Below are 25,944 nucleotides of genomic sequence, written 5' to 3'. Positions count from 1 at the left end.
CGCGCTAGGCTTGCAAACCACGCAGCGACACCCGGTTGTAACGTATCCCAAGCAACACGGCCGCAACAGTCAGGCCCAGTACAAATCCGGCCCAAATCCAGTTCGGTGCTGCCTGTAAGGGGATAGCCGCTACGTAGGCCAGCGGAAATGCCAACACCCAATAGCTAAACATGTTGATCAGCATCGGGGTGCGCGTGTCTTTGTAGCCGCGCAACGCTGCCGCCGCGCCGATTTGCAGGCCGTCTGCTATCTGGAAGGCGGCCGCCATTAGCAACAAACTGATGGCAATGGCACGCACGGCCTCATCGTTGGTATAGAGGCCAACCACCTGCTCGCGAAAGATCAGCAAAAAACTGGCAGACAAAGCCATAAACGCACCGCACATGACGATGCCAACCACACCGGTGAAGCGCGCTGCTGCCATGTTCCCGCCGCCGATGGCATGGCCGATTCGTATCGTCAGGGCCGAACTCAATGCCAGCGGCACCATAAACATCGTTGATGCGAAGTTCAGGGCGATCTGATGCGCCGCAGTAATCGCGACGCCACGCGTCCCCATCAGTATCGACACGACGGAAAATAATCCGGCTTCCGCGGCAATCGTAATGGCGATAGGCCAGCCCAATCCAATGATCTCGCGAAACACTTCCGGCCGCAGTCGATAAAAGCGTTGATGTATTTCCAGTGAGCGGTAGATCGGGTGCAGCAACATGTAAGAGCCAAGCACTAGCATGATCAACCACATCGTGACCGCACTCGCGACACCGGCACCTGCCGCCCCCATCGCCGGAACGCCCAGATGCCCGAACATGAATACCCAGTTCAGGAACACGTTGCAGACGAGCGCCAGTAAAGATGTGTACATGATGGGACGCGTTCGACCAACACCTTCGGTTGTAAACCGGAAGGCAAAAAACGCGCTGATTGCCGGCGCACCCCAGATAATCGCCAGCAGGTAGTCGAGGGTCAGCCCGCGAAACTCGAGATCGATGCCAACGAACGCCAGCACCGGAGCCGCAAGAAAATGCGCAAGCAGGATCAAGGTCGAGCCCATCAGCAATGAAAGCCAGAGGCCATGACGAGTGTAACGGCCGATCAGTGCCGGCTGGCCGGAACCAAAATAGCGGGCGGCAATGGGAGAGATCGCCATCATGAGCCCAAGCATCAGCGTCATGCCGAGAAACCAGACACTGGCCCCGACGGCCACTGCCGCCAGCGCCTTTGCCCCGATCTGGCCGGCCATGATGGCATCGGCGAACTGCATGCCGGCAACAGCCAGATTATTGACTATTAACGGACCGGCGAAGCGAAATAGCCCAGTCGCCTCAGTACACCAGTTCTTGCCGGAGGTAAAAATAATCATCGTGATCAGTTGCTTGTTTTGCGGCGACTCTAGCACGCGTCGCTGCCGATTCCATGGTCCATGGTGTAAAGTGCCAGTGTTCGCGACCACTGTGCCTACATGAACGGAGAAGGATGATGCTTCACGACGGACAAGCCAGACGCGTTGCTATTATCGGTGGACTACGAATCCCCTTTTGCCGTGCGCACACCGCGTATTCCTCGTGCTCCAATCAGGACATGATGACGGCGACACTCGCCGCACTCGTTAAGAAATTCGATTTGAAGGGCCAGGTGCTTGGAGACGTCGCGCTCGGCGCGGTTATCAAACACTCGAAAGACTGGAATCTTGCACGCGAGTGCGTCATCGGCTCGGGTCTGTCCTTGCGTACACCGGGCGTCGATCTGCAACGCGCCTGCGGCACCAGTATCGAAGCATGCATCCAGATAGCCAATAAGATATCGCTTGGCCAGATTGAAGCCGGCATTGCCGGCGGTACCGACTCCATCAGCGACGCACCGATCGTGTACCCGGACGACTATCGCGCGATTCTGATGGAAGTGTTTCGTGCACGCAGCCTCGGTGGCCGCCTCAAACCCTGGCTCAAACTGCGGCCGCGGCATTTTAAACCTCAGCTGCCGGGGGTCGTTGAACCACGCACGAATTTATCGATGGGCGAGAGCACCGAGATTACGGCCAAGGAGTTTGGAATCACCCGCGAGCATCAGGATCAGCTCGCTCTCGCGAGTCATCTGAAAGCAGCTGCTGCTTACGATGCGGGCTTCTACAAAGATCTCATCGTGCCGTTTCGGGGTACCAGGGAAGACAACAATATTCGTCGTGACACAACCTACGACAAGCTCGCCAAACTGAAGCCGGTGTTTGACCGGTCCAGTGCAGGCACCATGACAGCCGGCAACAGCACACCGCTCACTGATGGCGCCGGCGCGGTCTTGCTCGCGTCGGAAGACTGGGCGCGGTTGAAGAATCTGCCGGTCAGCGCGTGGCTGACCTTTTGCAAGGTCTCGGCGGTCGATTTCATCAACACCGACGGCCTGCTGCTGGCACCGGCCTATGCCGTTTCAGACATGCTCAAGGTCGCAGGGCTGACCTTGCAGGACTTTGATTTCTACGAAATCCATGAAGCCTTTGCCGCACAAACGCTCGCGACCATGAAGGCCTGGCAATCAGCCGATTTTTGCCGGGACAAACTCGGCCGGCAGGAACCGATGGGCGCCGTTCCGCTGGACAAACTCAATGTCAAAGGCGGCAGCCTTGCCATTGGCCATCCGTTTGCTGCAACCGGTGCGCGCGTTATCAGCACCATGGCCAAATTGCTGAGCGAGAAAGGCTCGGGCCGCGGCCTTGTTTCAGTTTGCACCGCGGGCGGCATGGGCGTCACAGCGATCCTGGAAGCCAGCTGAAACCTGACCGGCTGCGCCGAGCTGGGCAGCACGAAACCAAGCAGCTTTGCATGACCTGAAGAGGCGCGGATGGGTGATCTCAGCCAGATACTGGCATCGATAAATGCGGTGCTCTGGAACGAAACCTGGCTGTTCATCATTGCCGGCACCGGTGTCCTGTTTACCGTGTGGAGCGGCTTTTGCCAGTACCGGGTGCTGCGACACGCACCCGCCGTGGTGCGCGGCGTCTATGACGACCCGCAAGACCCGGGTGCGATCAATCATTTCCAGGCACTGTCTGCCGCACTTTCCGGCACGGTAGGCCTCGGTAACATCGGCGGTGTTGCGCTCGCGATAGCACTGGGTGGGCCCGGCGCGATTTTCTGGATGTGGGTCGTCGCGATCCTCGGTATGGCAATCAAGCTGACGGAAGTCACGCTGTCGATGCTCTACCGCAATACCGACGACCCGGATAACCCGCACGGCGGACCAATGTGGGTCGCGGACCGCGCGTTGAAACGCATGAAGCCGGAGCTTGCCTGGCTCGGTAAATTTCTCGCGGTGATGTTTTCTATCTGCGTCATGATGTCAGCATCCACCGGCGGCAATATGTTCCAGGCATGGAATGTCGCTGACGTTACCGGCCAATACTTCGGTGTCGCCGGCTGGATCAGCGGCGCAATTCTGACGGTCATCGTCGCCGCCGTGCTGCTTGGCGGAATCCGGCGCATAGGCAAGGTCACCGGGGTGCTGGTCCCTGTCATGGTGTTCTTCTATATCGTCGCTGGCATATGGGTACTGGCGGTCAACATCGCTGAAGTGCCGGGCATGTTGCTGTTGATTATCACCTCCGCGTTTACCCCAACCGAGGCTGGCGGTGCGTTCATCGGTGGTACCGTCGCCTCGGCCTTCCTGTTCGGTATGAAACGCGCCATCTTCTCGAACGAAGCCGGCCAGGGCGGCTCCGCTATCGCGCACTCTGCAGCCAAGACCAACGAACCCGTGCGCGAGGGCATCGTCGCCGGTCTCGAACCGTTCATCGACACGCTCGTCGTGTGCACGTTTACCGCGCTCATCATTCTCTCCACCGGCGTCTGGAACCGGGCGCCGGATGCGACGTTCGATAGCCGACCTGTGCCACAACTGAGCGATTCAGGCTGGGTGTTCAGCGCAACTAAATTGCAAGGCACTGACTGGCGTGACGGCGAACCGGTGATGCTGGTGGTCGAAGCGGATGCGAACGATGCGACCGGTCACAACCGGCACCGCTTGTCCGGTACGGTCCAACAAACGACGACCGGTTACGTCGCAAACTGGGCCCCCCTTGCAAGCACGACCGAGCCCCAGGTGGTGGAAAACGGCCTGTACCGCGACTACGTCGGCGCGACATTGACCGCCAAAGCCTTCGATACAGTGACACCGGGACTCGGCAAGTGGCTGATCACTATCAGCTCGTGGCTGTTTGCGGTGTCCACAATCATCGCGTGGGGTTATTACGGCGAACAGGGAGCCGTGCACCTTGCCGGTCGCCGCGGCGTACTGCCGTTTCGCCTGTTCTATTGCTCACTCGTGTTTATTGCAACACTCGGCCACATCCAGACCAGCGCGGATCTCGACAACCTGACCGGCATCGGCCTCGGCGTCATTATTTACGCGAACCTGCCGATCCTGTGGATTTTCGGCTACCAGGCCATGCGCGCCTACCGCGAATACAACGACCGCTTGCAACGCGGCGAAATGGGCCCCGACCACCCGCCGCCGTCGCTGGACGAATTACTAAGCGGTCGCGACGTGCGCTGACAGCGCCTCACTTGCCAGTGCGCCGGGTGGCCTGCTGCAAGCGCTCGATAGCGCTATCGAGTTTTTCCTTGGCCTGACTGGTGAGATTGCCGTCGCGATACTCTTTGACGACGAAGGTTTCGATCCGGTCCATCATGCGATCAAGGTCGGCTTCCGTCTCGTCCGGCTTTTTCGGCTCATCCAGACGATCAATAGCGCCGAACAGGTTGATCCAGCGCTCGCTGCGTTTGCCGTAACGCAGTAAATCGTAAAACTCCGAACCAGGCTCGCGACGACCCGACATCAGGCTGATTGCACCGGCGACCAGCGACAGCGGCACCAGAGCGAAGTCGCGAAGACCGTCAACGATCAGTTTCAATTGCAGAAGGCCAATGTCGCGCAGCAAGTCCACCTTGCCGGGTTTACGCGCCTCAAGCGCCACCGGGTTGTTTTCGCTCATAATGTTCCCCTGCCAACTGGCCCAGCATGGTAAGCCATCGGTGGCGTCGAATGCAGCATTTTAGTATTGTCCGTCAACGACTTGCGTTGGCACGCACCGGAAGAACAGCACGATGTCGAGATACCTGGCTACACCCGCTTACGCGCATGGCGCACCGAATACTTCGGGCGTACTGCTCGTCAATCTCGGCACGCCGGACGCGCCGACCACGGCCGCCGTTCGTCGCTACCTCAAGCAGTTTCTATCCGACCCAAGAGTAGTTGAAGTACCGCGCGCGCTTTGGTGGCTCATACTCAATGGCTACATCCTGCGTACCCGGCCTGCCAAATCCGCTGCGGCATACCGACAGATCTGGACGGATCGGGGTTCACCTTTGCTCTGGCATTGTCAGGACATTGCGGCCGGGGTGGCGGAGCAATTGGCAACCAGCCTGTCGCAACCCGTACCCGTTGAACTCGCCATGTCCTACGGAGAGCCGTCCATTGAGTCGGCCCTCGAGCGCCTGCACGAACAGCACGTGCGCCGCATTGTTGTGCTGCCACTCTACCCGCAGTACTCAAACACGACCACGGGCTCGGTATTCGCGGACGTCAGCGCGTTGCTGTCTCGCCGCCGCTGGGTTCCCGAGTTGCGCTTCATCAATCACTACCATGACGCCAAGGGCTATATCGCCGCGCTCACCGACAGTATTCGCACTTTTCGCGAGCGCAAGGGGGCGGGCCAGCACCTGCTGTTTTCCTTTCACGGCCTGCCGCAACGCATGCTGCTGGACGGTGATCCTTATCATTGCCAGTGCCAGAAGACGGCCCGGCTGGTTGCCAACGCACTCGGACTGGCAGATTCGGAATGGACGCTTGGATTTCAGTCCAGAGTAGGTCGCGAACCCTGGTTGCAGCCTTACACGGATGAATTACTCAAACGTTGGGGCCGGGACGGGTATGGCGATATCGATGTAGTCTGCCCCGGCTTCTCCGCTGACTGTCTGGAGACGCTGGAAGAAATAACGCTGCAGAATGCCGAACTGTACGCCGATGCCGGCGGCGGCAAGCTGCGCTACATTCCGGCGCTCAATGCCAGTGAGGATCACGTTGAGTTCCTGAGCACCTTGCTGCAAAACACCATGAGCGGCTGGCCCGAATTATCACCCGGGAACACGATTTCCAACGCTGATGACCCTGAAACCAGCCGCAGGCTCGCACGCGAAATGGGAGCAGCGACGTGAACGCCACTGGCTACGGTTATGCTTGAGCGCTGGCTCGAAATCAGTGTTCATTCCAGCGACATTCTGGCGTCGCTAAGTTTTTACAGAGCACTCGGTTTTTCCGAATTGCAGTCCGGCGACGTCTGGCCACACGCTTACGCCGTCGTCAGCGACGGCGATCTGGTCATCGGTTTGCACGATCGTGTGTTTGATTCGCCGACCTTAACTTTTGTCCAGCCTGACCTCAGCCGGCATGCGCGGGCAATGAGCGATCACGGTTTCGAATTCTCGTTCATGCGCCTCGATGAAGACGTCTTCAATGAATTGCAGTTCGTTGACAGTGACGGGCACAACGTTGCACTGATTGAGGCCCGTACTTTTTCGCCACCTGAAGAAAGCGGCAATGATTCTGTTTGCGGTCGCTTTTTCGAACTGACTCTGCCAACCCGTGACGCCCTGCATGCCGGGCGTTTCTGGGCACCGCTCGCTCCGCACCTCGAACGCTTGCGCGAAGAGCCGACCACGCACATGCGCTTTGATGCCGGCGGACTCCCGCTCGGGCTTAGCGAGAGTATTGCCCTCGACAAAGCAGCGATTTGCTTCAAGTGCCCAGACCCACAGGCTGTTGCCGACATCGTCGAACGCTTTGGTTTCCGCTGGCAGAAGTTTCCGGGGTTTGAAGGTGCGTTCGGGGTACTCGTCGCGCCTGAAGGCACGCGCTTGTACCTGTTCGCTGAAGACTTTCTGGGCGAGCCTTACCTCGTTTCAGAGGAAGAAGCCGTCCCTGTCTGACCAACCCGTCCGGCGCTCATACCCAGCAGCACTGCACAAGCTCAGTGCAGGTCGGCGACTCGCTCGGCCTGACGGCGCAGGGCCATGCCGAAGTTGGCGCTGTCAAACAACGCATTGATCGCACCGAGTTTCGGTACCTGTGGGCGTAATCCGTAAGCCGGATTGGTCACAGGTGCATCACAGGCAATACCGGTAAGCTGTCGCGCCAGCATGGCGGCCGGACGGTGTAATTCGAGCTTGGCGCCTAAGGTTTTGGCGCCGCGAACGGTCACCTCGTGCACACTGTCTAGATTTGCATAGATTCCCTGCAACGAACCGAAATGCTGCAACAACGCGGCCGCGGTTTTCTTGCCGACACCGGGCACGCCCGGAATGTTATCGACGGGGTCACCGGCCAGCGCCAGAAAATCGGCAATCTGTTCCGGCCAGACCCCGAACACCTCGGGAATCTGGTCGTAACTCAACTGACCTTTACCTGCGAAGTCCCAGAAAACATCCTGTCTGGAAATAAGCTGTGCCAGATCCTTGTCGCGGCTGACGATTGTCGACGGAATACCCTGTTTGCGGCCGCTCGTCACCAGCGTACCAATCAGATCATCAGCCTCGTAGCCGGGGTGAGCGCATTCAAGAAGGCCCAATGCGCGGGCGTACTGCCGGCACAAATCGAACTGGCGCTTTAACTCCGGAGGCGCGGGATCGCGATTGGCTTTGTAGTCGGGGTAAATGTCGGTACGAAAAGAGCCGCTGAGCCTTTCATCAAACAGTACGGCAACGTATTCCGGGCGTACTCGCTCCATAAAATCGCCGAGAAACCGGCAAAAACCGTAGAACGCGTTTACCGGGTTGCCCTCGTCGTCCAGCATGTCATCCGGCATGGAGAACCACGCACGAAACACGTACACGCTGCCGTCGATCAGGTACTGCATTCGATCTCCGAGTATTCGACGTGATCCGGCTCATCGAAAATAGTGACACCCTCGGACAAGTGGCCGGAGAGACGTGCGTGCAGCGGACTGGATCGCGGAATGTGTGCCAGCAGGTATTGCATCTGATCAGCAAGCACACGGCGACCCTTCAAATAGATGTACTCGGCATAGGTCGGTGTAAACGGTACCGCGATGAGCTGCATGCCGACCTGCTCCGGCGTATTGCCGCCTTTGTGGTTGTTGCACCGCCGGCACGCCGTAGCGACGTTGTTCCAGACATCCAGGCCGCCTTGCGACAAGGGCGTAATGTGATCGCGGGTCAATTCGCGGGTCGGAAACCGCAATGCGCAATACAGGCACAGATTCGCATCGCGTTTGAACAGCGTGCGGTTATTCAACGGCGGCGTGTACTGTTCGTGCACATAGGCATGCCCCTGACTTGTACCGTGAGTCGCAATAATCGAGCTGACATCGACGCGGCTCTGCCGTCCGGTCAGGGCACTGCAGCCACCGCAGACAGTGTAAAGGTGGATTCCGCAGGCATAGGCCACCTGCTCGGTGTGATATAACCTGACCGCCTCGCGGTAGTCTATCCACTCGAGTGGCATTCCCGACACATCGGTTCGCAGAACCTGCTGGGAAATATCTGACGCAGCACCTGACAACATCAAATGGAACCTCGTTGGCCCCGCACGGGGCTTGGCCTAGTTTGCAGTACGACGAACAAAAATCAAACCTTTGTACATAGTTTGCGATTGTTGACCGCTATGTCATTATGCGGGCCCGGTTTTTCGGGTTAATTGGCGTGCTACTCCGTAGTTCGTGCAGCCAATTGATAAACTCTGTAGCAGAGCTGACAACTCGAATAAATCCTCGATAATTCATGGACAAACACCCGCTGGAGATTAATGATGCCGCTAACCGTTGGCGTGCTGAAAGAAGCGCTTGAGGGAGAAACCCGCGTCGCCCTGACGCCGGAGATAACGGCCAAACTGCAAAAGCTTGGCGTTTCGGTGATCATGGAGCGTGGCGCGGGTGAAGGCTCGCAACTCCTGGATGAAGAATACGCAGGCGTGACACTTGGCGATGCCGATCAGGTGCTCGCGGGCTGTGAGCTGTTGTTCACGGTGCAACCGCCTAGCGCAGCGATCGTCGACAAACTCAAGGATGGCGGCACCGTGACCGGCATCATGCACGGGCACAACAATCGTGAACTCGTTGCGGCGTTGACCCGCAAGAACCTCACCGGTTTTGCCATGGAACTCATACCGCGCATTTCCCGGGCGCAGAGTATGGACGTGTTGTCGTCTCAGGCTGCCGCCGCCGGCTACCAATCGGTGCTGATTGCCGCCATGACACTGGACAAATTCTTCCCGATGCTCACCACCGCCGCTGGCACCATTCGCCCGGCGCAGGTATTGATTATCGGCGCGGGCGTCGCCGGCTTGCAGGCGATCGCAACCGCGAAACGCCTCGGTGCTGTTGTTAAAGCGTACGACGTACGCAGCGCAACTAAAGAGCAGATTCAATCGCTCGGTGCGAAGTTCGTGGAAACCGGCGTATCCGCCGACGGCGAAGGCGGCTATGCACGCGAACTGACTGACGAGGAAAAGGCACAACAGCAGGCAGCACTCGAGAAGGAAATATCCGTCTCGGATGTTGTTATATCGACCGCCGCAATTCCCGGCCGACCAGCACCACGCATTATTTCGGCCGCCGCTGTCGCCGCAATGAAGCCGGGTGCCGTCATTGTCGATCTGGCGGCAGAGACCGGCGGCAACTGTGAACTGACCGTCGCCGGCGAGACTGTCGTCAAGCACAAGGTGAAAATAGTCGGCCCGACCAACCTGGCAGCGAAACTCGGACGCCACGCCAGCGAAATGTACGCCCGTAACCTGTTCAACTTCATTTCACCTGCAATCAAGGACGGCGAATTGAACATAGACTGGGACGATGAAGTGTTTGCGAAGTCAGCGCTGACCCGTGACGGAAAAATTGCTCACGAACCGACGCGCGCACAAATTGAAGGGGGAGCGGCCTGATGATCGACGGATTTATCGCACTCTATATATTCATGCTGGCCGCGTTTGTCGGCCACGAAGTCATCGGACGCGTTCCCGTGATCCTGCATACACCACTGATGTCCGGCTCGAATTTCGTGCATGGCATCGTGCTGGTAGGCGCCATGGTGGCACTCGGCCGGGCGGACACAACGCTCGAACTCAGCATCGGCTTTATCGGCGTCGCTCTGGCAGCCGGTAATGCGGTCGGCGGCTACGTCGTCACGGAGCGCATGCTCGAAATGTTCAAGAGCAGTAAGGGAGAGAAGAAATGACAGATGTTATTTCTGTGCGCGGCCTGATTGAGGCTAGTTATTTCCTTGCAGCTATTCTGTTCATTTTCGGCCTGAAGCGGATGAGCTCACCGATGACCGCTCGAACCGGTATCGTCTGGGCCGGTGCGGGCATGATGGTTGCGACGCTCATCACCTTCCTGTACCCGGGAATGCAAAATTACGGCCTCATGACCGTGGCTATCGCACTCGGTGGCATCCTCGCATGGGTTAGCGGCAAACGGGTCGAGATGACCGATATGCCGCAGATGATCGCTCTCTATAACGGCATGGGTGGCGGCGCTGCCGCGGCAATCGCGGCCGTAGAATTGTTCGGCGGCGAAGATCATGGCATGACATTTGGCATCCTGGCCGTACTCGGCGGCCTGATCGGTGCTGTATCGTTCAGCGGCAGTCTCATCGCGTTCGCCAAACTGCAGGGGCTGATGAAGAGCACCGTGCGCTTCAAAGGGCAGCAAGTCTTCAATCTGCTGTTGCTGATCGGCACGTTGGCCGTGGCCGGCTACATAGCAGTCGCGCATGCGGGCATTAGTATCGTAACCGTGTTCTTTGTGCTTGCTCTGATCCTTGGCGTCACGATGACGCTGCCGATTGGCGGCGCAGACATGCCGGTGGTCATTTCACTGTACAACGCTCTGACCGGTCTCGCGGTTGCCTTCGAAGGCTTCGTGCTGCAGAACGCCGCCATGATTATTGCCGGAACCGTGGTCGGTGCAGCCGGCAGTCTGCTAACGCAGCTGATGGCCAAGGCAATGAACCGCTCGCTGGCGAACGTGCTGTTCTCCGGCTTCGGTGACACGGCCGCGGCCGCTGCCGGTGACGATGCTGCCGGCGGCAGCATGAAGCCGATCGAAGCGTCCGACGTCGGCGTGATGATGGCTTTTGCCAACAAGGTGCTGATCGTGCCGGGATACGGCATGGCCGTAGCACAGGCGCAGCACAAGGTGTGGGAACTGACGCAACTCCTGATCGACCGCGGCGTTGATGTGAAATTTGCCATCCACCCTGTCGCCGGCCGCATGCCGGGGCACATGAACGTGCTGCTCGCCGAAGCTGGCGTGCCGTACGACATCATTTACGATGAAACCGAGATCAATGCGGAGTTTGCAACAGCAGATGTCGCTCTGGTTATCGGCGCGAATGACGTCGTAAATCCGGTCGCTCGCACGGACCCGTCCAGCCCGATCTACGGCATGCCTATTCTGAATGCCGACAAAGCCAAGAACGTTATCGTCATCAAACGTGGTCAGGGCGCGGGTTTCTCCGGCATTGAGAACGCGCTGTTCTTCCTGGATCAAACCCGCATGTTGTACGGCGACGGTCAGGCGATGACCTCGGAACTGATCAGCTCCGTCAAGTCGCTCTAAGGCAATGAAATACATGACGGGAACCGAAAGGTTCCCGTCATGGTTCAGGCTACTGCGGTTCTTGCCGCTCCCGGCGCTCCCGTGCCTTCTGTCGACGTTCCGCGCGCTGGCGCATACGCTCCCGAACCGCCGCACGTTGCTCTGGCGTCATGTTCTTGAAACGCTCGCGCAATTCGGCCCGCCGCTCAGGGTCCATGTCGCGAAAGCGTTGAAAGTTTTTGCGGATCCGCGCCTTTTCGTTCGGTGGCAGGCTCGAAAATTCCAGATAGCGATCTCGAATAGTCGCGCGCTGTTCATCACTCAGGTCTTGCCACTGGCTGAAGCGATCGCGTGCCGCGTCCCGCTCTTCCGTCGACATCCGTGACCAGCGCGCCGCGCCCGTCGCCAACCGCGTGCGCCGCTCTTCGTCCAGCGTGTCCCACTCATCAGCAAAGGTTGCCAGCACTGATTGCTGTTGTTCACTCAGGTCTTCCCAGGCGGGTGCGAGCTCCTGTGCTTGCGCTGGCAATTGCAACAGACCCACAACGAGGCCGCACAACAGCACTGCCGAAATACTTCTAATGTTCATTTACCGACTCCCGCGATTCGTCATCCTGCCGTTCGGATTCGCTTTGTTCACTTTCCGGTTCTGCCGGCGTCGTACTTCTGTTCTGCAGCAGAATCCAATCTTCATCCGACTCCGCCCAGCTACCGAGATAATCCAGCAACTCCGCGTCCGGTAATTCCTCCGCACACACTGTGGGTGCATTGATGAGCAAGCCGCAGCAAAGCGCGAGTACCGTGGTTCGACGTGGCTCAGCCAACGTCGCCACCGGTAATCACGGTTTCGTCCATCCAGCTGTAGAACTCAAGGTCTTCCAGCAATTCCAGACTGTCCGAGTCCAGCAGTATTTCGAAATCCGAGGTCACCGCCGCTGGAACGTACTCCGTGCCCAGCTCCTGTGCGGACCAGAACATTGCCCCGGAAACGGCTACAACCGCGACGGTCGCCGCCACCGATACCCAGTATGTCCGTGGCTTGGTTGATATCGTTTGTGACACGGCGTTCCGGCGAGCCCGATTCAGCCGCGAACGGGTCTGTGCGTCCAGCGTCTGCACACTGTCGTCAAAAAGAGTCGCGGCCCGCTTGCTGAACGGCTCATCACTCTCGTCCGTTACCTGGTGATCGTGTGTCTTCATTGCCAGTGCTCTCCCAGTCGCGCGCGCAATGCGTGCACAGCGCGCGAATAGTGTGTCTTTACGCTGCCCTCGCCGCAGCCCATGGCGAGTGCGGTAGCGGCCACGTCCAAACCTTCGAAGGTACGCAGCATAAAAGCTTCTCTCTGCCTCGCTGGCAGGTCATGCAACGCGGCTTCCAATGTCTGCATTGCCGCGTGGTTGTCGAGTTGCTCTTCCGGGGTTCGACCTGCCGGATCCGGTGCCGTGGACACGGGATCAAACTCGTCATCAAGGCCCCTACGACCGAAGAACACCATTACCCGTTGCTTCACCATCCTGCGCCGATGCCAATCGCGGATACCGTTTTGCAATATCCGGTAGAACAAGGGCGGCCATTCCGCGGTGGGACGACTGGAGTACTTCCGCGCCAAGCGGATCATCGCGTCCTGCACCAGATCGAGCGCGTCGTCGCGATCGCGCAACGAAATTTCGGCAATACGCAGCGCACGCCCTTCGACGTCTTTGAGGAAACCGTTCAATTCGCGCTCGTGTGACAGCGACTCGCCTCCGCTAAGCGTTATGGCTGTGGACGATACCGCACAACGGCGCGTGCCGGTGCACATGACCGCCATGGCGCGGGCTGTCTCCCGGAGCTCGTCCCTGTTACTTTCATCAACACTCCGTGATGATGTCTAATACGTCGGCTTGCAACTACTAACGCACTTTGCTGCGCGCGGTTGACACACGATGCGACTTTTCTTCCCCTCCAGAGCTGACTCCATAAGCGGTTGCTCCATCAATGACTTACGCCACGACAATCGCCAGCACAGCCAGACGGAGCCAGTAATGAGCCGGCAACCGGTCCTCAAAGTCGCGGTCAACGTGCCGCTGTCCCGACTGTTTGACTACCTGCCGCCCAAGGGCGTGGACCCCGCGCGGTTGCAGGCGGGTGTCCGGGTCTACCGTACCGTTTGGTCGGCAGCAGCAGTCGGCGGTCGTGATGGACGTCACCGACAGCAGTGAGCTGCCGCGCTCGAAACTGAAGCGGGCCCTCGCACTGCCGGATGAAGAAACGCTGCTGGCAGCAGACGACTTGTGGCTGATTCGCTTTACCAGCGAGTATTACCATCACCCTATCGGCGAGGTGGTCGCGGCGGCACTGCCAACCCATTTGCGTCAGGCACGCCCCCTGATCCCAACGATAGAGCAGGTCGTGCTTACTCCGGAGGGCCGCAACGCGAGTGACGCTGCATTGGCGCGGCGGGCACCTAAGCAAGCCGAATTGCTCGATGCGCTGGTACGGCGTGGCAAGGCCAATGTGACCGAGTTGGACGAACGCCTGCCGCAGTGGCGACGCAGCCGCAAAGCCCTGCTCGACAAGGGCTGGATACAGATCGACGAGATTGCTGATGTGCCGCCCTCGCCCAGCCGGGAAACGGCCGAACCGGGCCCGGAGCTGAATCGCGAGCAGCGTGCTGTCCTCGCTGACATGCGCAGTCACGGCGACTTTCGGGTCACTGTGCTGGATGGCGTTACCGGCAGCGGCAAAACCGAAGTCTATTTGCACCGTATGCTGGACGTGCTTGCGCAGGACCTGCAGGTGTTGGTCCTGGTCCCTGAAATAGGCCTGACGCCACAATTCGTGCGCCGGCTGCGCCGCCGGCTGGGTATCGAGCCCCTGCTGCTGCATTCCTCGTTGACTGACAATGAACGGCTCAACGCCTGGCGCATGGCTCGCGACGGCAGTGCCCCGTTATTGCTGGGCACTCGCTCCGCGATCTTCACACCGCTCGCCCGTCCCGGCCTGATCGTCGTTGACGAAGAACACGACAGCTCCTACAAGCAACAGGAAGGCTTGCGCTATTCCGCGCGCGACCTTGCCGTTGCCCGAGCCAAGCAATTGAATATTCCCGTCATCCTCGGCAGTGCCACGCCCTCACTGGAAACCTTGCAACGCTGTCGCCAGCAAGCGTACCGGCACCAGGTACTGTCGCAGCGCGCCGGCAACGCTGCACCACCGCTGTTGCGGCTCGTGGATCTTGCGCGCTACCCCAGTAACGACGGACTCTCCGATCCGCTGGTGCGCGCGCTCGACAAACACCTGGGTGAAGAAGGACAGGCACTGATCTTTCTCAACCGTCGCGGTTTCGCACCAACCTTGATTTGCGGAGGCTGCGGCAAGATTGCCGAGTGCAACCGCTGTGACGCGCGCATGACCGTGCACGCCGCACGCAATGCACTGCATTGCCACCACTGCGGTGCGAACCGGCCGCTGGACGCCAGCTGCAGCGATTGCGGCAGCGCCTGCCGTCCGCTTGGCCAGGGAACGGAACGCATCGAAGGCGTACTGGCCTCGCGCTACGGCGACGAGTCAGTCACGCGCATTGACAGCGACAGTACCCGGCTGAAAGGCACAATGGATAAAGCACTTGCTCGCGCGACCAGTGGCGAAGCCCGCATTCTGGTCGGCACGCAAATGCTCTCGAAAGGCCATCACTTTCCGAAACTGACATTGGTGGGCGTCATCAACGCGGACCAGGGCCTGTTCAGCACCGACTTTCGGGGCGGCGAGCGCCTGGCGCAAAGCCTGATCCAGGTCGCCGGGCGTGCGGGGCGGGAACGCCGCCAGGGCGAAGTCATCATTCAGACCGCCTTTGCCAGCCACCCGTTCTGGAACCGCCTGTTAACCGGTGGTTACGCCGACGTGGCCGAGTACTCCCTGGCGGAGCGGGAAGCCGCCGCCTGGCCACCGTACTCACGCCTGGCGTTGATCCGTGCGTCGGCCGTGAAACGCGAACACACGCACGAGTTTCTCAATGCAGCCCGCGGCCAGGCGGAGCAACTGGGCTTTGATCAGGTTCGGCTGTTGGGGCCGGTCAGCGCACCGATGGAACGTCGCGCCGGTCGCTACCGCGCTCAGTTGCTGTTGCAAAGTGGCAGCCGCCAGGCGTTGCACGGCCTGCTCGATGCCCTGGTCGTAGCACTGGAGTCCAGTAAATCGGGGCGTCGCGTTCGCTGGTCGGTGGACGTGGACCCGGTGGAGCTATTCTAGAATCTCGGCCAACCGCGGCCATGCAGCGATTGCGGAATTTCATTCGCCAGCGTCACTTTTCGAGCCAGCCGCGTTAGAATCGCTGCCTCGCCGCGATCTCGCGACCCTTTCTCTGTTCGGACTCACACCTTGAAAAGCAGTATTGCAGAACTACTTGAGCAGGCACTGGCGGCCATGCCTGAACTTGACGATGCGCCTGAATTCGCCTCTCTCAGTACAACCGTGGAACGCACTCGCGACCCGCGCCACGGCGACTTCGCGAGCAACATCGCGATGCGCCTGGCGAAAGCTGCGGGACGAAACCCGCGCGAACTGGCCGCGACGATCATAGAGCGTCTGCCTGCGAGCGAGCTGATTGCCAAGGCCGAAATCGCCGGGCCGGGCTTCATCAATTTCCACGTAGGGCCGGCCGCGTTTCATCGTGAAGTCCGCGAAGTCCTGCGCGTCGGCAGCGATTACGGCCGGCAAACGGCGCGCGAGACGCCGAATGTGCTGCTGGAATTTGTCTCCGCCAACCCGACAGGCCCCCTGCACGTGGGCCACGGTCGGCACGCAGCGTACGGCGCGACGCTCGGCAACCTGCTCAAAGCGGCCGGATACAAAGTTTCGACCGAGTATTACGTCAACGACGCTGGCCGGCAGATGGATATTCTGGGCGTCAGCGTCTGGTTACGAGTGCTGGAAAGTCAGGGTCTGGAAATTCCGTTCCCAACCGCCGGCTACAAGGGCGACTACATCAATGACATCGCGGCGGCTATCGACACCGGTGCAATGCCGTCGATTACCGCAGCAGCTGTGCTTGACGGTCTGCCGGACGATGGCCCGGACGGCGACAAAGAGGCCCGGATTGGCGCATTGATTGAACGCGCCACGGAGCTGCTCGGTGAAGAGGCGTTCCTTGCGCTGCGTCAGCAATCACTGGAATCCATACTCGTCGATATCCGTGACGACCTCAGCGAATTTGGGGTTGAGTTTGACCGTTGGTTTTCGGAACGCAGCCTGACTGACGACGGCCGCATTGATGAAGCGCTCGAAGTCCTCAAGACCCGTCGCATGCTTTATCAGAAAGACGGCGCATGGTGGTTTCGTGCAACCGATTTCGGCGATGAAAAAGACCGGGTAGTCGTGCGCGAGAACGGCAAGAAAACCTATTTCGCGTCGGACATCGCCTACCACTTTGACAAGCGCAAGCGCGGCTTCGATCACTTGCTGGATGTGCTCGGCGCCGACCATCACGGCTACATTGCGCGGGTGCGCGCCGGACTCGAAGCCATGGGCTATGGCGGCGATGATCTCGAAGTGCAGCTCGTGCAGTTCGTTACCCTGTACCGCGGCGGCGAAAAGATGCAAATGTCCACCCGCTCCGGCGAGTTCGTGACCTTGCGCCAGCTACGCGAAGAAGTCGGCAACGATGCGGCACGGTTTTTCTACGTCATGCGCTCGAATGAGCAGCACCTCGACTTTGACATGGAACTCGCCAAGAGCCGCTCGAACGACAATCCGGTGTATTACATCCAGTACGCGCATGCGCGGGTAGCGAGTGTGTTCCGCCAGCTCGACGAGCGCAGCCTTGGTTACGACGAGGCCAACGGCCTCGGCAATCTCGCGCAGCTCACCGAACCGCAGGAAAAGGCGCTGATGTTCACGCTGTCGCGTTACCCCGAGATCATTGAACTCGCCGCCAGCAACAGAGCGCCACAACACCTGGTGCACTACCTCCGCGACCTGGCCAATGAATTCCATACCTACTACAACGCGCATGTCTTCATTGTCGACGATGCGGCGCTGCGCGATGCCCGGCTCGCACTGATTAGCGCAACCCGTGTAGTCATTGCCAGCGGCCTCGGCATTCTGGGCGTCAACTCGCCCGATTCGATGTAAGCGTATGGCCCGCAAACGCAAGAGACGCGCCAGCAACGATGCCTACCCGGGCTGGGTATGGATGCTGTTTGGGCTGGGCGTCGGTCTTTCGGTAGCGCTCGCCCTGTACCTGCGTGATACCGTGCCACCGGTTACGCCGGTCCAGGCCACGAACCGACCGGCGGCAGTAAAAGCGGCGCCTGCCGCTGCACCGACGGCAGCAGTGCTGGATCGCAATGGCGAAGACAGCGAAGAAGCACCAGCCCAGCGTTTTGAGTTTTACAACATGCTGCCGAGTTTCGAAGTCGTGATTCCCGAGCAGGAAGCTGATGCAACGCCGGACCGGCAACCGCAGGCGGTTGTCGACCCTGGCATCTATGTTTTGCAGGCCGGCTCGTTTTCCCGCTATGAAGATGCCGATCGGCGACGTGCGCAACTCGCCTTGCAGGGAATCGAATCCACGATTCAGCGTGTCGCGATTGACGAACGAACGTACCATCGCGTGCGCATCGGCCCAATCAAAGATCTCGATCAGCTGAACCTGCTGCGTAGCCGCCTGCGGCAGGCAAACATTGATGTGTTGCGGATCCGGCTGGGTGATTAGCGTCCGCAGCGTTGCAGCACCGCTGGTCGCCGGCCTGTTACTCGCTGGCTGCGCCGCCGGGCCACAAGCGACGCGCGATGTCCCACCGACTGAAACAAGCAGCGAGCCAGCCACGACTCGTGATGCGGCTGTAGCTGAATCTGCTGCAAGTCTGCCGCCGGTTGCCACGACGGCGACTCGTTCAAAGCCCGATATCCGGCGCCTGTCGATTGCGATGGTCGGGGACATGATGCTCGGTACCGATTTTCCCGAGAATCACCTGCCCGATGATGACGGCAAGACCTTTCTTTCGGCCGTAGCACCGATAATCAGCGCCGCCGACATTGCGATCGGTAACCTTGAAGGCGTGCTGGTCGACGGCGGTACGCCCGCCAAGGATTGCGACAACCCTGCGGCGTGCTACTTGTTTCGTTCACCGCCGCGGTACGCGCAACACTTCGTTGATGCCGGCTTCGACGTCCTGAGTCTTGCCAACAACCATGCCCGGGATTTCGGCGAGGACGGGCGCACGGAGACGATGCGCACGCTGCAACAGTACGGCATCCTGCATTCCGGTCGGGAAGGTGATTTTGCGAGCTTGAGCGTGCATCGCTTGTCCGTCGCTGTACTCGCGTTTGCCGTCACCCAGGAATCGAACCTGCTGCACGACTATGAACAAGCGGCGGCGACCATCGCCGGATTTTCCCGAAGTCATGACATTGTGATCGTCAGTTTTCATGGCGGCGCCGAAGGCCGTGACGTACTGCATGTGCCGTTTCGCGAGGAAGAGTACTACGGCGAACCGCGTGGTGACGTCGTGCGCTTTGCGCGGCTGGCTGTCGACTCCGGTGCCGACCTGGTGTTTGGTCACGGACCGCACGTCGTGCGCGGCATGGAACTCTACAAGGACCGGTTGATCGCGTACAGCCTGGGTAATTTTGCGACTTACTACGGCATCAGCGTCAGCGAATTGAAAGGCGTGGCGCCGATCCTGGAAGCAGTCCTGAACTATCAGGGTCGCTTTATCGAAGGGCGCATTCATTCGACCGTGCAGGTTCGCCCGGGCGGACCGCGTCCGGACCCGAGGCAAAAAGCCTTGCAGGTAATACGCGACCTAAGCGCTGCCGATCTGGCCGACTCCGGGCTGATCTTTACCGACGACGGCCGCCTGCTGAACGGTCAATGACACTTGACGTGCGGACACTCAATCGTCAGCGCCACTGACCGCGCGAAAATCAACACCGAGTGAACGCAGCTTGCGGTACAGGTGCGTACGCTCCATACCGACGCGTTTGGCCAGCTTGCCGACCTTGCCGTCACACAACACCAGTTGCTGCTGCAAATAGGCTCGTTCAAACTGCTCACGTGCTTCACGTAGTGGTAACGCCAGCAGGTCCTGCTTCACCAACGGTTCATCGGCACGGGCTACCGCGCTGACTTCCCGCTCGATTTCATCCAGCGTAATTTCTTCTTCGGTGCCGGTCATTAACAGGCGCCGCACCAGATTCTTAAGCTCTCGAACGTTGTCCGGCCATGGATAATTTCTCAGCCGGTTTTGCGCTGCCACGCTGAAGCGACGGAAGCGCAGGTCTTCACTGTCCACAAGTTTGTCGACGTAATAGGACAACAGCTCCGGCACATCTTCCGAATATTCCCGCAACGGCGGGACCCGCAGACTCAGCACGTTCAGGTTTGCGAATAACTCGCGTCGCAGGCGACCGGCGTCCAGAGCGGCTTCGAAATCCGCACCAACGGTGGCCAGTACCCGGGTCCGCAACTCGATCGGCTGATTGCCACCTTTGCGCATAAACCGTCCCTGTTCCAGAACGCCGATAATCAGCTTTTGCGCCGCGTCGCTGAGGTCTGTGAGCTCTTCGATAATCAACGTGCCGCCGGCAGCACGCTCAAAGTAGCCGGGGTTGATGCCGGTTTGATCTTCACTGCCAAGCAGTTGTTCTTCCGCATTGCTCTCGGTCAATGAAGCCGCCAGCAATATTTCGAACTCGCCATCCGAGCGATTGCTCATCGCATGGATATAGCGGGCGAAAGCACCGCGGCCGGTACCCGGTTCGCCAAACAGCAATACCGGCGACTCGTGGCCTGCGTATTGCTGAACCGTCTCACGCAGGCTCATCATCATTTTGCTGCGACCGACCGGTGCCAGCAAAGAGGGTAGCGTGTGCCGCGACGTTCCCGCTTTACGCCGCGCGTCTTCCAGCGCCCGTTCAACCGTGCGTAGCAACTTCGCAATCGACAGTGGCTTTTCCACGAAGTCGAAAGCACCGAGGCGCGTGGCCTCTACCGCCGTGTCGACCGTGCCATGCCCGGACATGATCACGACCGGGCAATCAAGCGCACCCTGCTCGGACCATTCACGCAGCAAACTGATGCCGTCGGTGTCCGGCATCCAGATATCGAGTAACACCAGGCTGAAACGGTCAGCGGCGCGCGCAGCGCGTGCGGCGGCGGCATCCTGGGCGACCGTCACCTGGTAGCCCTCATCAGTAAGAATTTCCGATATCAACGCGCGTATGTCGGACTCATCGTCCACAACCAGCACATGTGACGTGCTCATGCTCTTTCCCTCCGTTTCTCTGCGCGGCCCGGCATCATTGCAATCATTGCTTCGCGTGCGGATTCACTGACTGGCAGGAGTATGCGAATGATCGCACCCCCCTGTTCCCTGTTTTCTGCTTCGATGACGCCGGCGTGTTCCTCAACCAGTTTCTTGACAATGGCGAGGCCGAGTCCGGTGCCCTTGGGCTTCGTTGTGACATACGGATCGAATATCTGGCTTAGCGGGCCAAGCTTGAATCCGGGTCCATTGTCTTCGACGACTATTTCTATTACTTGTACGCCCATGTGCTCAGTCGTGCGGAAGCTTACGTCGATGCGGCCGTCATCGCCATTCTCGAGAGCTTCAATCGAATTGCGCAACAGATTGTGCAGTATCTGTCGCATGCGACCCATGTCGGCCTCGACGTCCGGTAATTCGCCCTCGATGTCGAGCACAATTTCCACACTGCTTTCCTGCGCCCGGTACAGATCGACAACTTCATGCGCCAGCCGGCTGATACTGAATTTATTAATGTCCATGTCGGGCGCACGCGCGTATTCGCTGAAAGCGTTGACCATCTCTTTCATCGCTTCCACTTGCTGCACAATGGTGTGAGTAGCGCGATCGAGAATCTGCGCCTCATCCGGCGACATGGTTTTCAGGTATTTGCGGCGCAGTCGCTCCGCCGACAACTGTATCGGCGTCAACGGGTTCTTGATCTCGTGTGCCAGCCGTCTCGCCACTTCGCCCCACGCAGCATCGCGTTGCGCTTGCAACAGAGCAGTGATGTCATCGAACACGACCACGAAACCCGGATCGTGATCCTCGTCGCCTGGCAACGCCGTGCACGCGCAGGTCAGTACCCGTCGGCCGACTTCGCCGCGCAGCACAATCTGTTCACGCCACTCCCGCTCACCCGCGTTGAGGCGCACGCGTGCGACGTCAACAAACTGCTCCAGCAAGGGTTCACCGCGTGCAACTTCCGGCAAGAATTCACCAACGCGCGTTTCCAGATTGACGTTGAGAATGGCGCCAGCTGCCTGATTTGCCGTTCTGATCCTGAGGTCGGACTCCAGCGAAACCACTCCAGTGGACAGGCGCGCGAGGATGACTTCCAGGTTTGCCCGCTCCGCTTCCACCTGCGCCTGACTGAGGCTGGCCTGGCGACGCGCCGTCGACAAACGCTGCGTCATGTCATTGAACGAACTGATCAGAAAGCCGATCTCATCGCGGGACGGGGTTGGCAACCGGGTATCAAAATCACCTTTGGCAACGGCCCGGGTGCCAGCGACAAGGTCCTGAATCGGCGCGATGATGCGCCGGGAAAACACAAATGCGCCGTAGATGGAGGCGAGCAGCGACAGCATCAATACAACCGTCAAGGTCATCGTGAAACTGCGTTTCAGCGGCTCTCGCAGGTATTCCGCAAGTTTGTAATCACTGTAGGACGAGTCGACGCTGTCAGCCATACGACTGATGCGTTCTGATACAGGGTAGCGCGCCTGCAACAAGCCGATCAGCTCCGGGCGATTGCGACTGCCTATCGGCACTGCCGTGCGTATTTCGTAACGTCCTTCCTGCAAAGGATAGAGCCGGACGTAAGGTCGGTTCTGCTGAATCTGCAACAATACCTCGTCGGTAGGCGCCACCGGGACTGCGCCGGCCGCGAGGTCAGAACTCGTTGCCAGAATCTGCCGGTTGCGGCCGAACAAGGTAATTTCATTGGCCCCGCTTTGCCGACGCAGGTTGCTGAGCTCGAAAATGACCTGATTGAAGTTGACCTGTTCCAGATGCTCGGCGATGCGCGTCGTACTTTCGAGTTGATCGCGCATCTGCATTTCCAATGCGGCCCTGCTGAGCGCAAGCGCGTCGTCGAGCCCTGCTTCAACTTCGACGTTAAACCAGGTATCGATACCCCGATTGATGAACTGCATCGAAAAGTAGAACACGACCAGCAGCGGCACAGCAGCGAGACCCACAAACATTGCCACCATGCGCGCTTTTAGTTTCGAACCAGGGACATGGGCCCGGTAGTCGCGGAACAATCGCGCCAGGTTGCCGACCATCAGCACGAACAACACCAGCACACCTGCAACGTTGATCAGCAGGATGTAGACATAGAGGCGATCAAACTCCTGCGAGTTTTGCGCAGTTCGGCTCAGCAAATAGAGCGCGCCCAACGCCAACCCGAAGCCCAGCGCCCCGAGCGTTCCGTACAAGAAACGCTTTAGCGTTCGAGTTGCCATTCGAACCAGTCACTCTTCAATTGCCATTGGTCGCGCCAGAAGAACAGCATGCGTAGCGGTGCGGGGTATTGTTGAGTACTGAGCAAGGCCTGCAGTCGCATTCGATAGCGGCTGTCAGGATCGAGAATGGCATCGTCGACGACCGGCAGATTCTCCAGCCGGCCGAGGCTGTTCAACGCTGAATACAGGGTGGCGAAGGAATCCTGATTGGAACTGTTAAGGTTGCGCACGATATAGCGCTGGCTGAGCGGTCGGTATTCAAGTTCGTAGCGAAGATCGAGTTCGGCGTCGACCGCATCCGGCATAAACCGGCGTATGCGGATGACCTCAAGGTTCAATTCTATGGTCAGTGGCACGCCGTTGTTCAGCGCGTTCAGCGCTTCATCACTCAAGACCAGTTGCAGACGCGCGTCCAGCACCTGCACACCCTCGACCAGGTGGGTGCTCGCCGACCGAACCTGAAAATACCCTTGCCGATCGCCGCGAGTTTGCGCGAGCGCAGTTGCCAGACCCAGCATAAATAGCAGGGTCAGCAAAGCGGCGAAGCGGGTATTCAGTGCTCGGCTCATTCGTGGGTTACTGATGTTTTTGTAAGACAGGCGATGTAGAAACCATCAAGGCGCTCTGTGCCGGGCAATATCTGCCAGCCGGCAGCCTTGCGGCACATTAGAGCGCGGACGTTGTTATTTGGCAACAAAGTTTCCTCTTGCGCATCGGCCTGCCCCTCGAGGAACGTTGACACGACCACGTCGTTTTCTTCGGCGAACACTGAACAAGTGACATACAGCAGGCGCCCACCTGGCTCGAGCAGCGGCCACAACGCCGACAGCATGTCGAGCTGCCGGCCGGCCAGCGCTGCAATATCCGAGTCTCGACGCAGCAGTCTTATATCCGGGTGCCTTCTTATTACGCCGCTTGCCGAGCACGGTGCATCAAGCAGGATGCGTTCGAACGGGGCCCCATCCCACCACGCCTCTGGCTTAGATGCGTCAGCGCAGAGCAAGGTTGCATTCCCGCCTGTCCGCTCGAGCGTTTCGCGCACCCGCTCGAGGCGCGCAGCATCGCTGTCGATCGCTGTTAGAGCCGCCTTGGGCCCTGTCAGTTCCAAAATGTGTGCAGTTTTTCCGCCGGGTGCCGCGCAGGCATCAAGAATTCGGCCATTGCGGTAGCCGTGAAGCAACCACGGCGCTGCAAGCTGGGCGGCACCGTCCTGCACTGAGACCGTACCACTGGTGAAGCCAGGCAGATCCTCAACCGCCAGCGCCTCGGCAAGACACAGGGCTGAATCCAGTCCTGTCGTCGTACTGGCCGGCACGTCCAGGCCAACCGCGTAGGTTTCAGGATCTATGGGGCCGGGCTTTAGACGCAACCACATGGGTGCGCGCTCATTATTGGCGGCAACAACAGCCTGCCACTGCTCCGGCCAGTCCGTTTGCAAGCGCTGCAACAACCAAAGCGGATGGTTGTGCTGCGCTTCGTCGCCGTCGCCAACCGGCGTTTCGCGCTGATAACGGCGCAGGACCGCGTTCACCAGGCCGGCAAATTTCGGCAGACGCAGCAGCCTTACCGCTTCGACGGTCTGTGAAACAGCGGCATGGGATGCGACACGGGTGTGCTGAAGTTGTGCGAGACCGACGGCGATCAGGTCTTCGATCAGTGCGTCTCGCCGTGCGAGAGGCTTCGACAACAAAGCAGCAATCTGCGCCCGCAGTTGCCAATGGTGGCGCAACGTCTCGTAGCACAGGTGGCGCAACAAGGGATGATCCGTACTTGCCACCCGTTTCTCTGCGGTCGCCAGCGCTTCGTCAAGCGAACGGCCGTTGCATCGAACTGCGTTGACGGCTCTCGCCGCCTCAGCGCGCAACAGAACTCCGCTCTTGCTGCCCGCCATCAGTTGGAGTCGCTTACGGGAAGCAGTGACAGGCCTACCAGCGGTTGCTGTGCAGCGAATTCAGCCGCGCTCACCCGGCGGCGACCGGCGCGCTGCACGTCGTGCAGTCGCAGGACACCGGCACCGCAAGCGACATCGATACCGTCCCGGCCCGCAGCAATGATCTCACCCGCGGGTGCTGTTACCGAATCCTGCGCGCTCGCCGCCCAGCACTTGACGAGTTCATCGCCGAGCATGAAGCGCGCTCCAGGTACCGGCGAATAAGCGCGAACTGCGCGAGCGAGATCCGTCGCCGGACGACGCCAGTCGAGCACGCTGTCGCTGGTCTCAATCTTGCCCGCATAATTGGCAAGCGCCTCGTCCTGTGCAAGCGCAGGCAGACGCCCGGCAAGAATGCTGTCCAGTCGTGCGGCCAATAGCTCGCCACCAAGGGCCGCGAGGCGGTCGTGCAATTCACCGGCGGTCTCATCGGCGCCGATAGGAATAGCTGACGTAGCAAACACGGGTCCCGTGTCCAGCCCGGCTTCCATTTGCATGAGACTGATTCCGGTGTGCGCATCCCCGGCCAGGATTGCCGCCTGAATGGGTGCTGCACCGCGCCAGCGAGGTAACAAGGATGCGTGCACGTTGAGGCAGCCGAGCCGCGGAATATCGAGCACCGCTTGCGGAAAGATCAGCCCGTAAGCCGCGACGATAATCAGGTCCGGCTCGAAGTCTGCGAGTTCTTGCTGAGCGGCGGCCGATTTGAGTGAGACCGGTTGCCGGACAGGCAAGCCGTGTTCCAGCGCGAATTCTTTAACCGCGGATGCGGCAACTCCACGGCCACGGCCTTTGGGGCGATCCGGCTGTGTGTAGACTGCCTGTGGCCGCAGGCCCAAGTTGACCAATGCTGCAAGGGACGCTCGGGCAAATTCCGGCGTACCGGCAAACACCACTCTTGGGTCGGTCATAATCGTGTCCGGCTGACGCGGGTG

At 59.6% G+C, this 25,944-nt stretch carries 25 protein-coding genes; 12 read left to right on the top strand and 13 right to left on the bottom strand.

Going from position 1 to position 25,944, the window contains the following annotated elements; all coding sequences use genetic code 11:
- Positions 1–4: 4 nt before the first annotated feature.
- The gene (locus AC0L8N_RS09950) at positions 5–1,363 is read right to left on the bottom strand and encodes an MATE family efflux transporter (protein WP_473667489.1); all 1,359 of its coding nucleotides are present in this window, start codon (positions 1,361–1,363) and stop codon (positions 5–7) included.
- 116 nt (positions 1,364–1,479) lie between these two features.
- Between AC0L8N_RS09950 and AC0L8N_RS09945 the strand changes: the two genes are divergently transcribed.
- Entirely contained in the window at positions 1,480–2,766 is a 1,287-nt protein-coding gene (locus tag AC0L8N_RS09945; protein ID WP_473667488.1) for an acetyl-CoA C-acetyltransferase, read from the top strand.
- Positions 2,767–2,835: 69 nt separating this feature from the next.
- Complete coding sequence (locus tag AC0L8N_RS09940; RefSeq protein ID WP_473667487.1) at positions 2,836–4,545, top strand: alanine/glycine:cation symporter family protein; 1,710 nt, start codon at positions 2,836–2,838, stop codon at positions 4,543–4,545.
- Positions 4,546–4,552: 7 nt separating this feature from the next.
- Here the strand turns inward: AC0L8N_RS09940 and AC0L8N_RS09935 are convergent, their stop codons facing one another.
- On the bottom strand, positions 4,553–4,984 hold the full coding sequence (locus AC0L8N_RS09935) for a hypothetical protein (RefSeq protein ID WP_473667486.1): 432 nt from the start codon (positions 4,982–4,984) through the stop codon (positions 4,553–4,555).
- 112 nt (positions 4,985–5,096) lie between these two features.
- On the opposite strand from AC0L8N_RS09935, the gene hemH reads away from it, so the two are divergent.
- Both hemH and AC0L8N_RS09925 read left to right on the top strand, forming a co-directional pair.
- A complete protein-coding gene (gene hemH, locus AC0L8N_RS09930) occupies positions 5,097–6,206 on the top strand; it encodes a ferrochelatase (RefSeq protein ID WP_473667485.1) in 1,110 nt (369 codons plus the stop codon).
- An 18-nt stretch (positions 6,207–6,224) separates the two neighbouring features.
- On the top strand, positions 6,225–6,977 hold the full coding sequence (locus AC0L8N_RS09925) for a hypothetical protein (RefSeq protein ID WP_473667484.1): 753 nt from the start codon (positions 6,225–6,227) through the stop codon (positions 6,975–6,977).
- 41 nt (positions 6,978–7,018) lie between these two features.
- On the opposite strand, the gene AC0L8N_RS09920 is transcribed toward AC0L8N_RS09925, so the two are convergent.
- Positions 7,019–7,903: a 5'-3' exonuclease gene (locus AC0L8N_RS09920; RefSeq protein WP_473667483.1), complete on the bottom strand. Its 885-nt coding sequence runs from the start codon at positions 7,901–7,903 to the stop codon at positions 7,019–7,021.
- Positions 7,891–8,571: an HNH endonuclease gene (locus tag AC0L8N_RS09915; protein ID WP_473667482.1), complete on the bottom strand. Its 681-nt coding sequence runs from the start codon at positions 8,569–8,571 to the stop codon at positions 7,891–7,893. The genes AC0L8N_RS09920 and AC0L8N_RS09915 overlap by 13 nt, the downstream gene beginning before the upstream one ends.
- 243 nt (positions 8,572–8,814) lie before the next feature.
- Between AC0L8N_RS09915 and AC0L8N_RS09910 the strand changes: the two genes are divergently transcribed.
- From AC0L8N_RS09910 to AC0L8N_RS09900, 3 genes are read left to right on the top strand one after another with little or no spacing between them, the layout of a single operon-like run.
- The gene (locus tag AC0L8N_RS09910) at positions 8,815–9,945 is read left to right on the top strand and encodes a Re/Si-specific NAD(P)(+) transhydrogenase subunit alpha (protein WP_473667481.1); all 1,131 of its coding nucleotides are present in this window, start codon (positions 8,815–8,817) and stop codon (positions 9,943–9,945) included.
- The gene (locus AC0L8N_RS09905) at positions 9,945–10,238 is read left to right on the top strand and encodes an NAD(P) transhydrogenase subunit alpha part 2 (RefSeq protein WP_473667480.1); all 294 of its coding nucleotides are present in this window, start codon (positions 9,945–9,947) and stop codon (positions 10,236–10,238) included. Before AC0L8N_RS09910 ends, AC0L8N_RS09905 begins: the two co-directional genes overlap by 1 nt.
- Positions 10,235–11,623 (top strand): NAD(P)(+) transhydrogenase (Re/Si-specific) subunit beta, encoded by a 1,389-nt coding sequence (locus AC0L8N_RS09900; protein ID WP_473667479.1) that lies wholly within the window; start codon positions 10,235–10,237, stop codon positions 11,621–11,623. The genes AC0L8N_RS09905 and AC0L8N_RS09900 overlap by 4 nt, the downstream gene beginning before the upstream one ends.
- A 49-nt stretch (positions 11,624–11,672) precedes the next feature.
- Here AC0L8N_RS09900 and AC0L8N_RS09895 read toward each other — a convergent pair whose 3' ends face one another.
- The 4 genes from AC0L8N_RS09895 to AC0L8N_RS09880 are packed head-to-tail and all read right to left on the bottom strand — an operon-like array spanning position 11,673 to position 13,413.
- Positions 11,673–12,191 (bottom strand): DUF3106 domain-containing protein, encoded by a 519-nt coding sequence (locus tag AC0L8N_RS09895; RefSeq protein ID WP_473667478.1) that lies wholly within the window; start codon positions 12,189–12,191, stop codon positions 11,673–11,675.
- A complete protein-coding gene (locus tag AC0L8N_RS09890) occupies positions 12,181–12,426 on the bottom strand; it encodes a hypothetical protein (protein ID WP_473667477.1) in 246 nt (81 codons plus the stop codon). The genes AC0L8N_RS09895 and AC0L8N_RS09890 overlap by 11 nt, the downstream gene beginning before the upstream one ends.
- Positions 12,419–12,802, bottom strand: coding sequence for a DUF3619 family protein (locus AC0L8N_RS09885; protein WP_473667476.1), 384 nt, complete (start codon positions 12,800–12,802; stop codon positions 12,419–12,421). Before AC0L8N_RS09885 ends, AC0L8N_RS09890 begins: the two co-directional genes overlap by 8 nt.
- Positions 12,799–13,413 (bottom strand): RNA polymerase sigma factor, encoded by a 615-nt coding sequence (locus tag AC0L8N_RS09880; protein ID WP_473667475.1) that lies wholly within the window; start codon positions 13,411–13,413, stop codon positions 12,799–12,801. Before AC0L8N_RS09880 ends, AC0L8N_RS09885 begins: the two co-directional genes overlap by 4 nt.
- Positions 13,414–13,627: 214 nt before the next feature.
- Here AC0L8N_RS09880 and AC0L8N_RS09875 point away from each other — a divergent pair, with 214 nt between their 5' ends.
- From AC0L8N_RS09875 to AC0L8N_RS09855, 5 genes are all read left to right on the top strand, one after another.
- A complete protein-coding gene (locus tag AC0L8N_RS09875) occupies positions 13,628–13,804 on the top strand; it encodes a hypothetical protein (RefSeq protein WP_473667474.1) in 177 nt (58 codons plus the stop codon).
- A complete protein-coding gene (locus AC0L8N_RS09870) occupies positions 13,782–15,833 on the top strand; it encodes a primosomal protein N' (RefSeq protein ID WP_473670115.1) in 2,052 nt (683 codons plus the stop codon). The genes AC0L8N_RS09875 and AC0L8N_RS09870 overlap by 23 nt, the downstream gene beginning before the upstream one ends.
- A 129-nt stretch (positions 15,834–15,962) precedes the next feature.
- On the top strand, positions 15,963–17,714 hold the full coding sequence (argS, locus tag AC0L8N_RS09865) for an arginine--tRNA ligase (protein ID WP_473667473.1): 1,752 nt from the start codon (positions 15,963–15,965) through the stop codon (positions 17,712–17,714).
- 4 nt (positions 17,715–17,718) lie between these two features.
- Positions 17,719–18,297: an SPOR domain-containing protein gene (locus AC0L8N_RS09860; protein ID WP_473667472.1), complete on the top strand. Its 579-nt coding sequence runs from the start codon at positions 17,719–17,721 to the stop codon at positions 18,295–18,297.
- Positions 18,290–19,462: a CapA family protein gene (locus AC0L8N_RS09855; RefSeq protein WP_473667471.1), complete on the top strand. Its 1,173-nt coding sequence runs from the start codon at positions 18,290–18,292 to the stop codon at positions 19,460–19,462. The genes AC0L8N_RS09860 and AC0L8N_RS09855 overlap by 8 nt, the downstream gene beginning before the upstream one ends.
- A gap of 18 nt (positions 19,463–19,480) precedes the next feature.
- Here AC0L8N_RS09855 and AC0L8N_RS09850 read toward each other — a convergent pair whose 3' ends face one another.
- From AC0L8N_RS09850 to fmt, 5 genes are read right to left on the bottom strand one after another with little or no spacing between them, the layout of a single operon-like run.
- Positions 19,481–20,851, bottom strand: coding sequence for a sigma-54-dependent transcriptional regulator (locus AC0L8N_RS09850; RefSeq protein WP_473667470.1), 1,371 nt, complete (start codon positions 20,849–20,851; stop codon positions 19,481–19,483).
- Complete coding sequence (locus AC0L8N_RS09845) at positions 20,848–23,079, bottom strand: sensor histidine kinase (protein WP_473667469.1); 2,232 nt, start codon at positions 23,077–23,079, stop codon at positions 20,848–20,850. The genes AC0L8N_RS09850 and AC0L8N_RS09845 overlap by 4 nt, the downstream gene beginning before the upstream one ends.
- Positions 23,061–23,648 carry a DUF4390 domain-containing protein gene (locus tag AC0L8N_RS09840; RefSeq protein ID WP_473667468.1) on the bottom strand — a complete coding sequence of 196 codons (588 nt, stop codon included), beginning with the start codon at positions 23,646–23,648 and terminating at the stop codon, positions 23,061–23,063. Before AC0L8N_RS09840 ends, AC0L8N_RS09845 begins: the two co-directional genes overlap by 19 nt.
- Complete coding sequence (gene rsmB, locus AC0L8N_RS09835; RefSeq protein WP_473667467.1) at positions 23,645–24,970, bottom strand: 16S rRNA (cytosine(967)-C(5))-methyltransferase RsmB; 1,326 nt, start codon at positions 24,968–24,970, stop codon at positions 23,645–23,647. Before rsmB ends, AC0L8N_RS09840 begins: the two co-directional genes overlap by 4 nt.
- A complete protein-coding gene (gene fmt, locus AC0L8N_RS09830; protein WP_473667466.1) occupies positions 24,970–25,920 on the bottom strand; it encodes a methionyl-tRNA formyltransferase in 951 nt (316 codons plus the stop codon). Before fmt ends, rsmB begins: the two co-directional genes overlap by 1 nt.
- Positions 25,921–25,944: the final 24 nt, after the last annotated feature.

This window comes from Woeseia sp. D3-10 (assembly GCF_055809415.1).
This window is presented reverse-complemented; position numbering and strand designations above follow the sequence as displayed.

Coding starts and splice junctions, on each gene's coding strand:
- AC0L8N_RS09920 (WP_473667483.1), bottom strand. CDS start 7,903: ATGCAGTACCTGATCGACGGCAGCGTGTACGTGTTTCGTGCGTGGTTC.
- AC0L8N_RS09885 (WP_473667476.1), bottom strand. CDS start 12,802: ATGAAGACACACGATCACCAGGTAACGGACGAGAGTGATGAGCCGTTC.
- AC0L8N_RS09880 (WP_473667475.1), bottom strand. CDS start 13,413: ATGGCGGTCATGTGCACCGGCACGCGCCGTTGTGCGGTATCGTCCACA.
- AC0L8N_RS09900 (WP_473667479.1), top strand. CDS start 10,235: ATGACAGATGTTATTTCTGTGCGCGGCCTGATTGAGGCTAGTTATTTC.
- AC0L8N_RS09845 (WP_473667469.1), bottom strand. CDS start 23,079: ATGGCAACTCGAACGCTAAAGCGTTTCTTGTACGGAACGCTCGGGGCG.
- AC0L8N_RS09895 (WP_473667478.1), bottom strand. CDS start 12,191: ATGAACATTAGAAGTATTTCGGCAGTGCTGTTGTGCGGCCTCGTTGTG.
- AC0L8N_RS09905 (WP_473667480.1), top strand. CDS start 9,945: ATGATCGACGGATTTATCGCACTCTATATATTCATGCTGGCCGCGTTT.
- AC0L8N_RS09910 (WP_473667481.1), top strand. CDS start 8,815: ATGCCGCTAACCGTTGGCGTGCTGAAAGAAGCGCTTGAGGGAGAAACC.
- AC0L8N_RS09925 (WP_473667484.1), top strand. CDS start 6,225: ATGCTTGAGCGCTGGCTCGAAATCAGTGTTCATTCCAGCGACATTCTG.
- rsmB (WP_473667467.1), bottom strand. CDS start 24,970: ATGGCGGGCAGCAAGAGCGGAGTTCTGTTGCGCGCTGAGGCGGCGAGA.
- AC0L8N_RS09935 (WP_473667486.1), bottom strand. CDS start 4,984: ATGAGCGAAAACAACCCGGTGGCGCTTGAGGCGCGTAAACCCGGCAAG.
- AC0L8N_RS09840 (WP_473667468.1), bottom strand. CDS start 23,648: ATGAGCCGAGCACTGAATACCCGCTTCGCCGCTTTGCTGACCCTGCTA.
- AC0L8N_RS09940 (WP_473667487.1), top strand. CDS start 2,836: ATGGGTGATCTCAGCCAGATACTGGCATCGATAAATGCGGTGCTCTGG.
- AC0L8N_RS09950 (WP_473667489.1), bottom strand. CDS start 1,363: ATGATTATTTTTACCTCCGGCAAGAACTGGTGTACTGAGGCGACTGGG.
- AC0L8N_RS09945 (WP_473667488.1), top strand. CDS start 1,480: ATGCTTCACGACGGACAAGCCAGACGCGTTGCTATTATCGGTGGACTA.
- AC0L8N_RS09850 (WP_473667470.1), bottom strand. CDS start 20,851: ATGAGCACGTCACATGTGCTGGTTGTGGACGATGAGTCCGACATACGC.
- AC0L8N_RS09870 (WP_473670115.1), top strand. CDS start 13,782: ATGGACGTCACCGACAGCAGTGAGCTGCCGCGCTCGAAACTGAAGCGG.
- AC0L8N_RS09875 (WP_473667474.1), top strand. CDS start 13,628: ATGAGCCGGCAACCGGTCCTCAAAGTCGCGGTCAACGTGCCGCTGTCC.
- hemH (WP_473667485.1), top strand. CDS start 5,097: ATGTCGAGATACCTGGCTACACCCGCTTACGCGCATGGCGCACCGAAT.
- AC0L8N_RS09860 (WP_473667472.1), top strand. CDS start 17,719: ATGGCCCGCAAACGCAAGAGACGCGCCAGCAACGATGCCTACCCGGGC.
- fmt (WP_473667466.1), bottom strand. CDS start 25,920: ATGACCGACCCAAGAGTGGTGTTTGCCGGTACGCCGGAATTTGCCCGA.
- AC0L8N_RS09915 (WP_473667482.1), bottom strand. CDS start 8,571: ATGTTGTCAGGTGCTGCGTCAGATATTTCCCAGCAGGTTCTGCGAACC.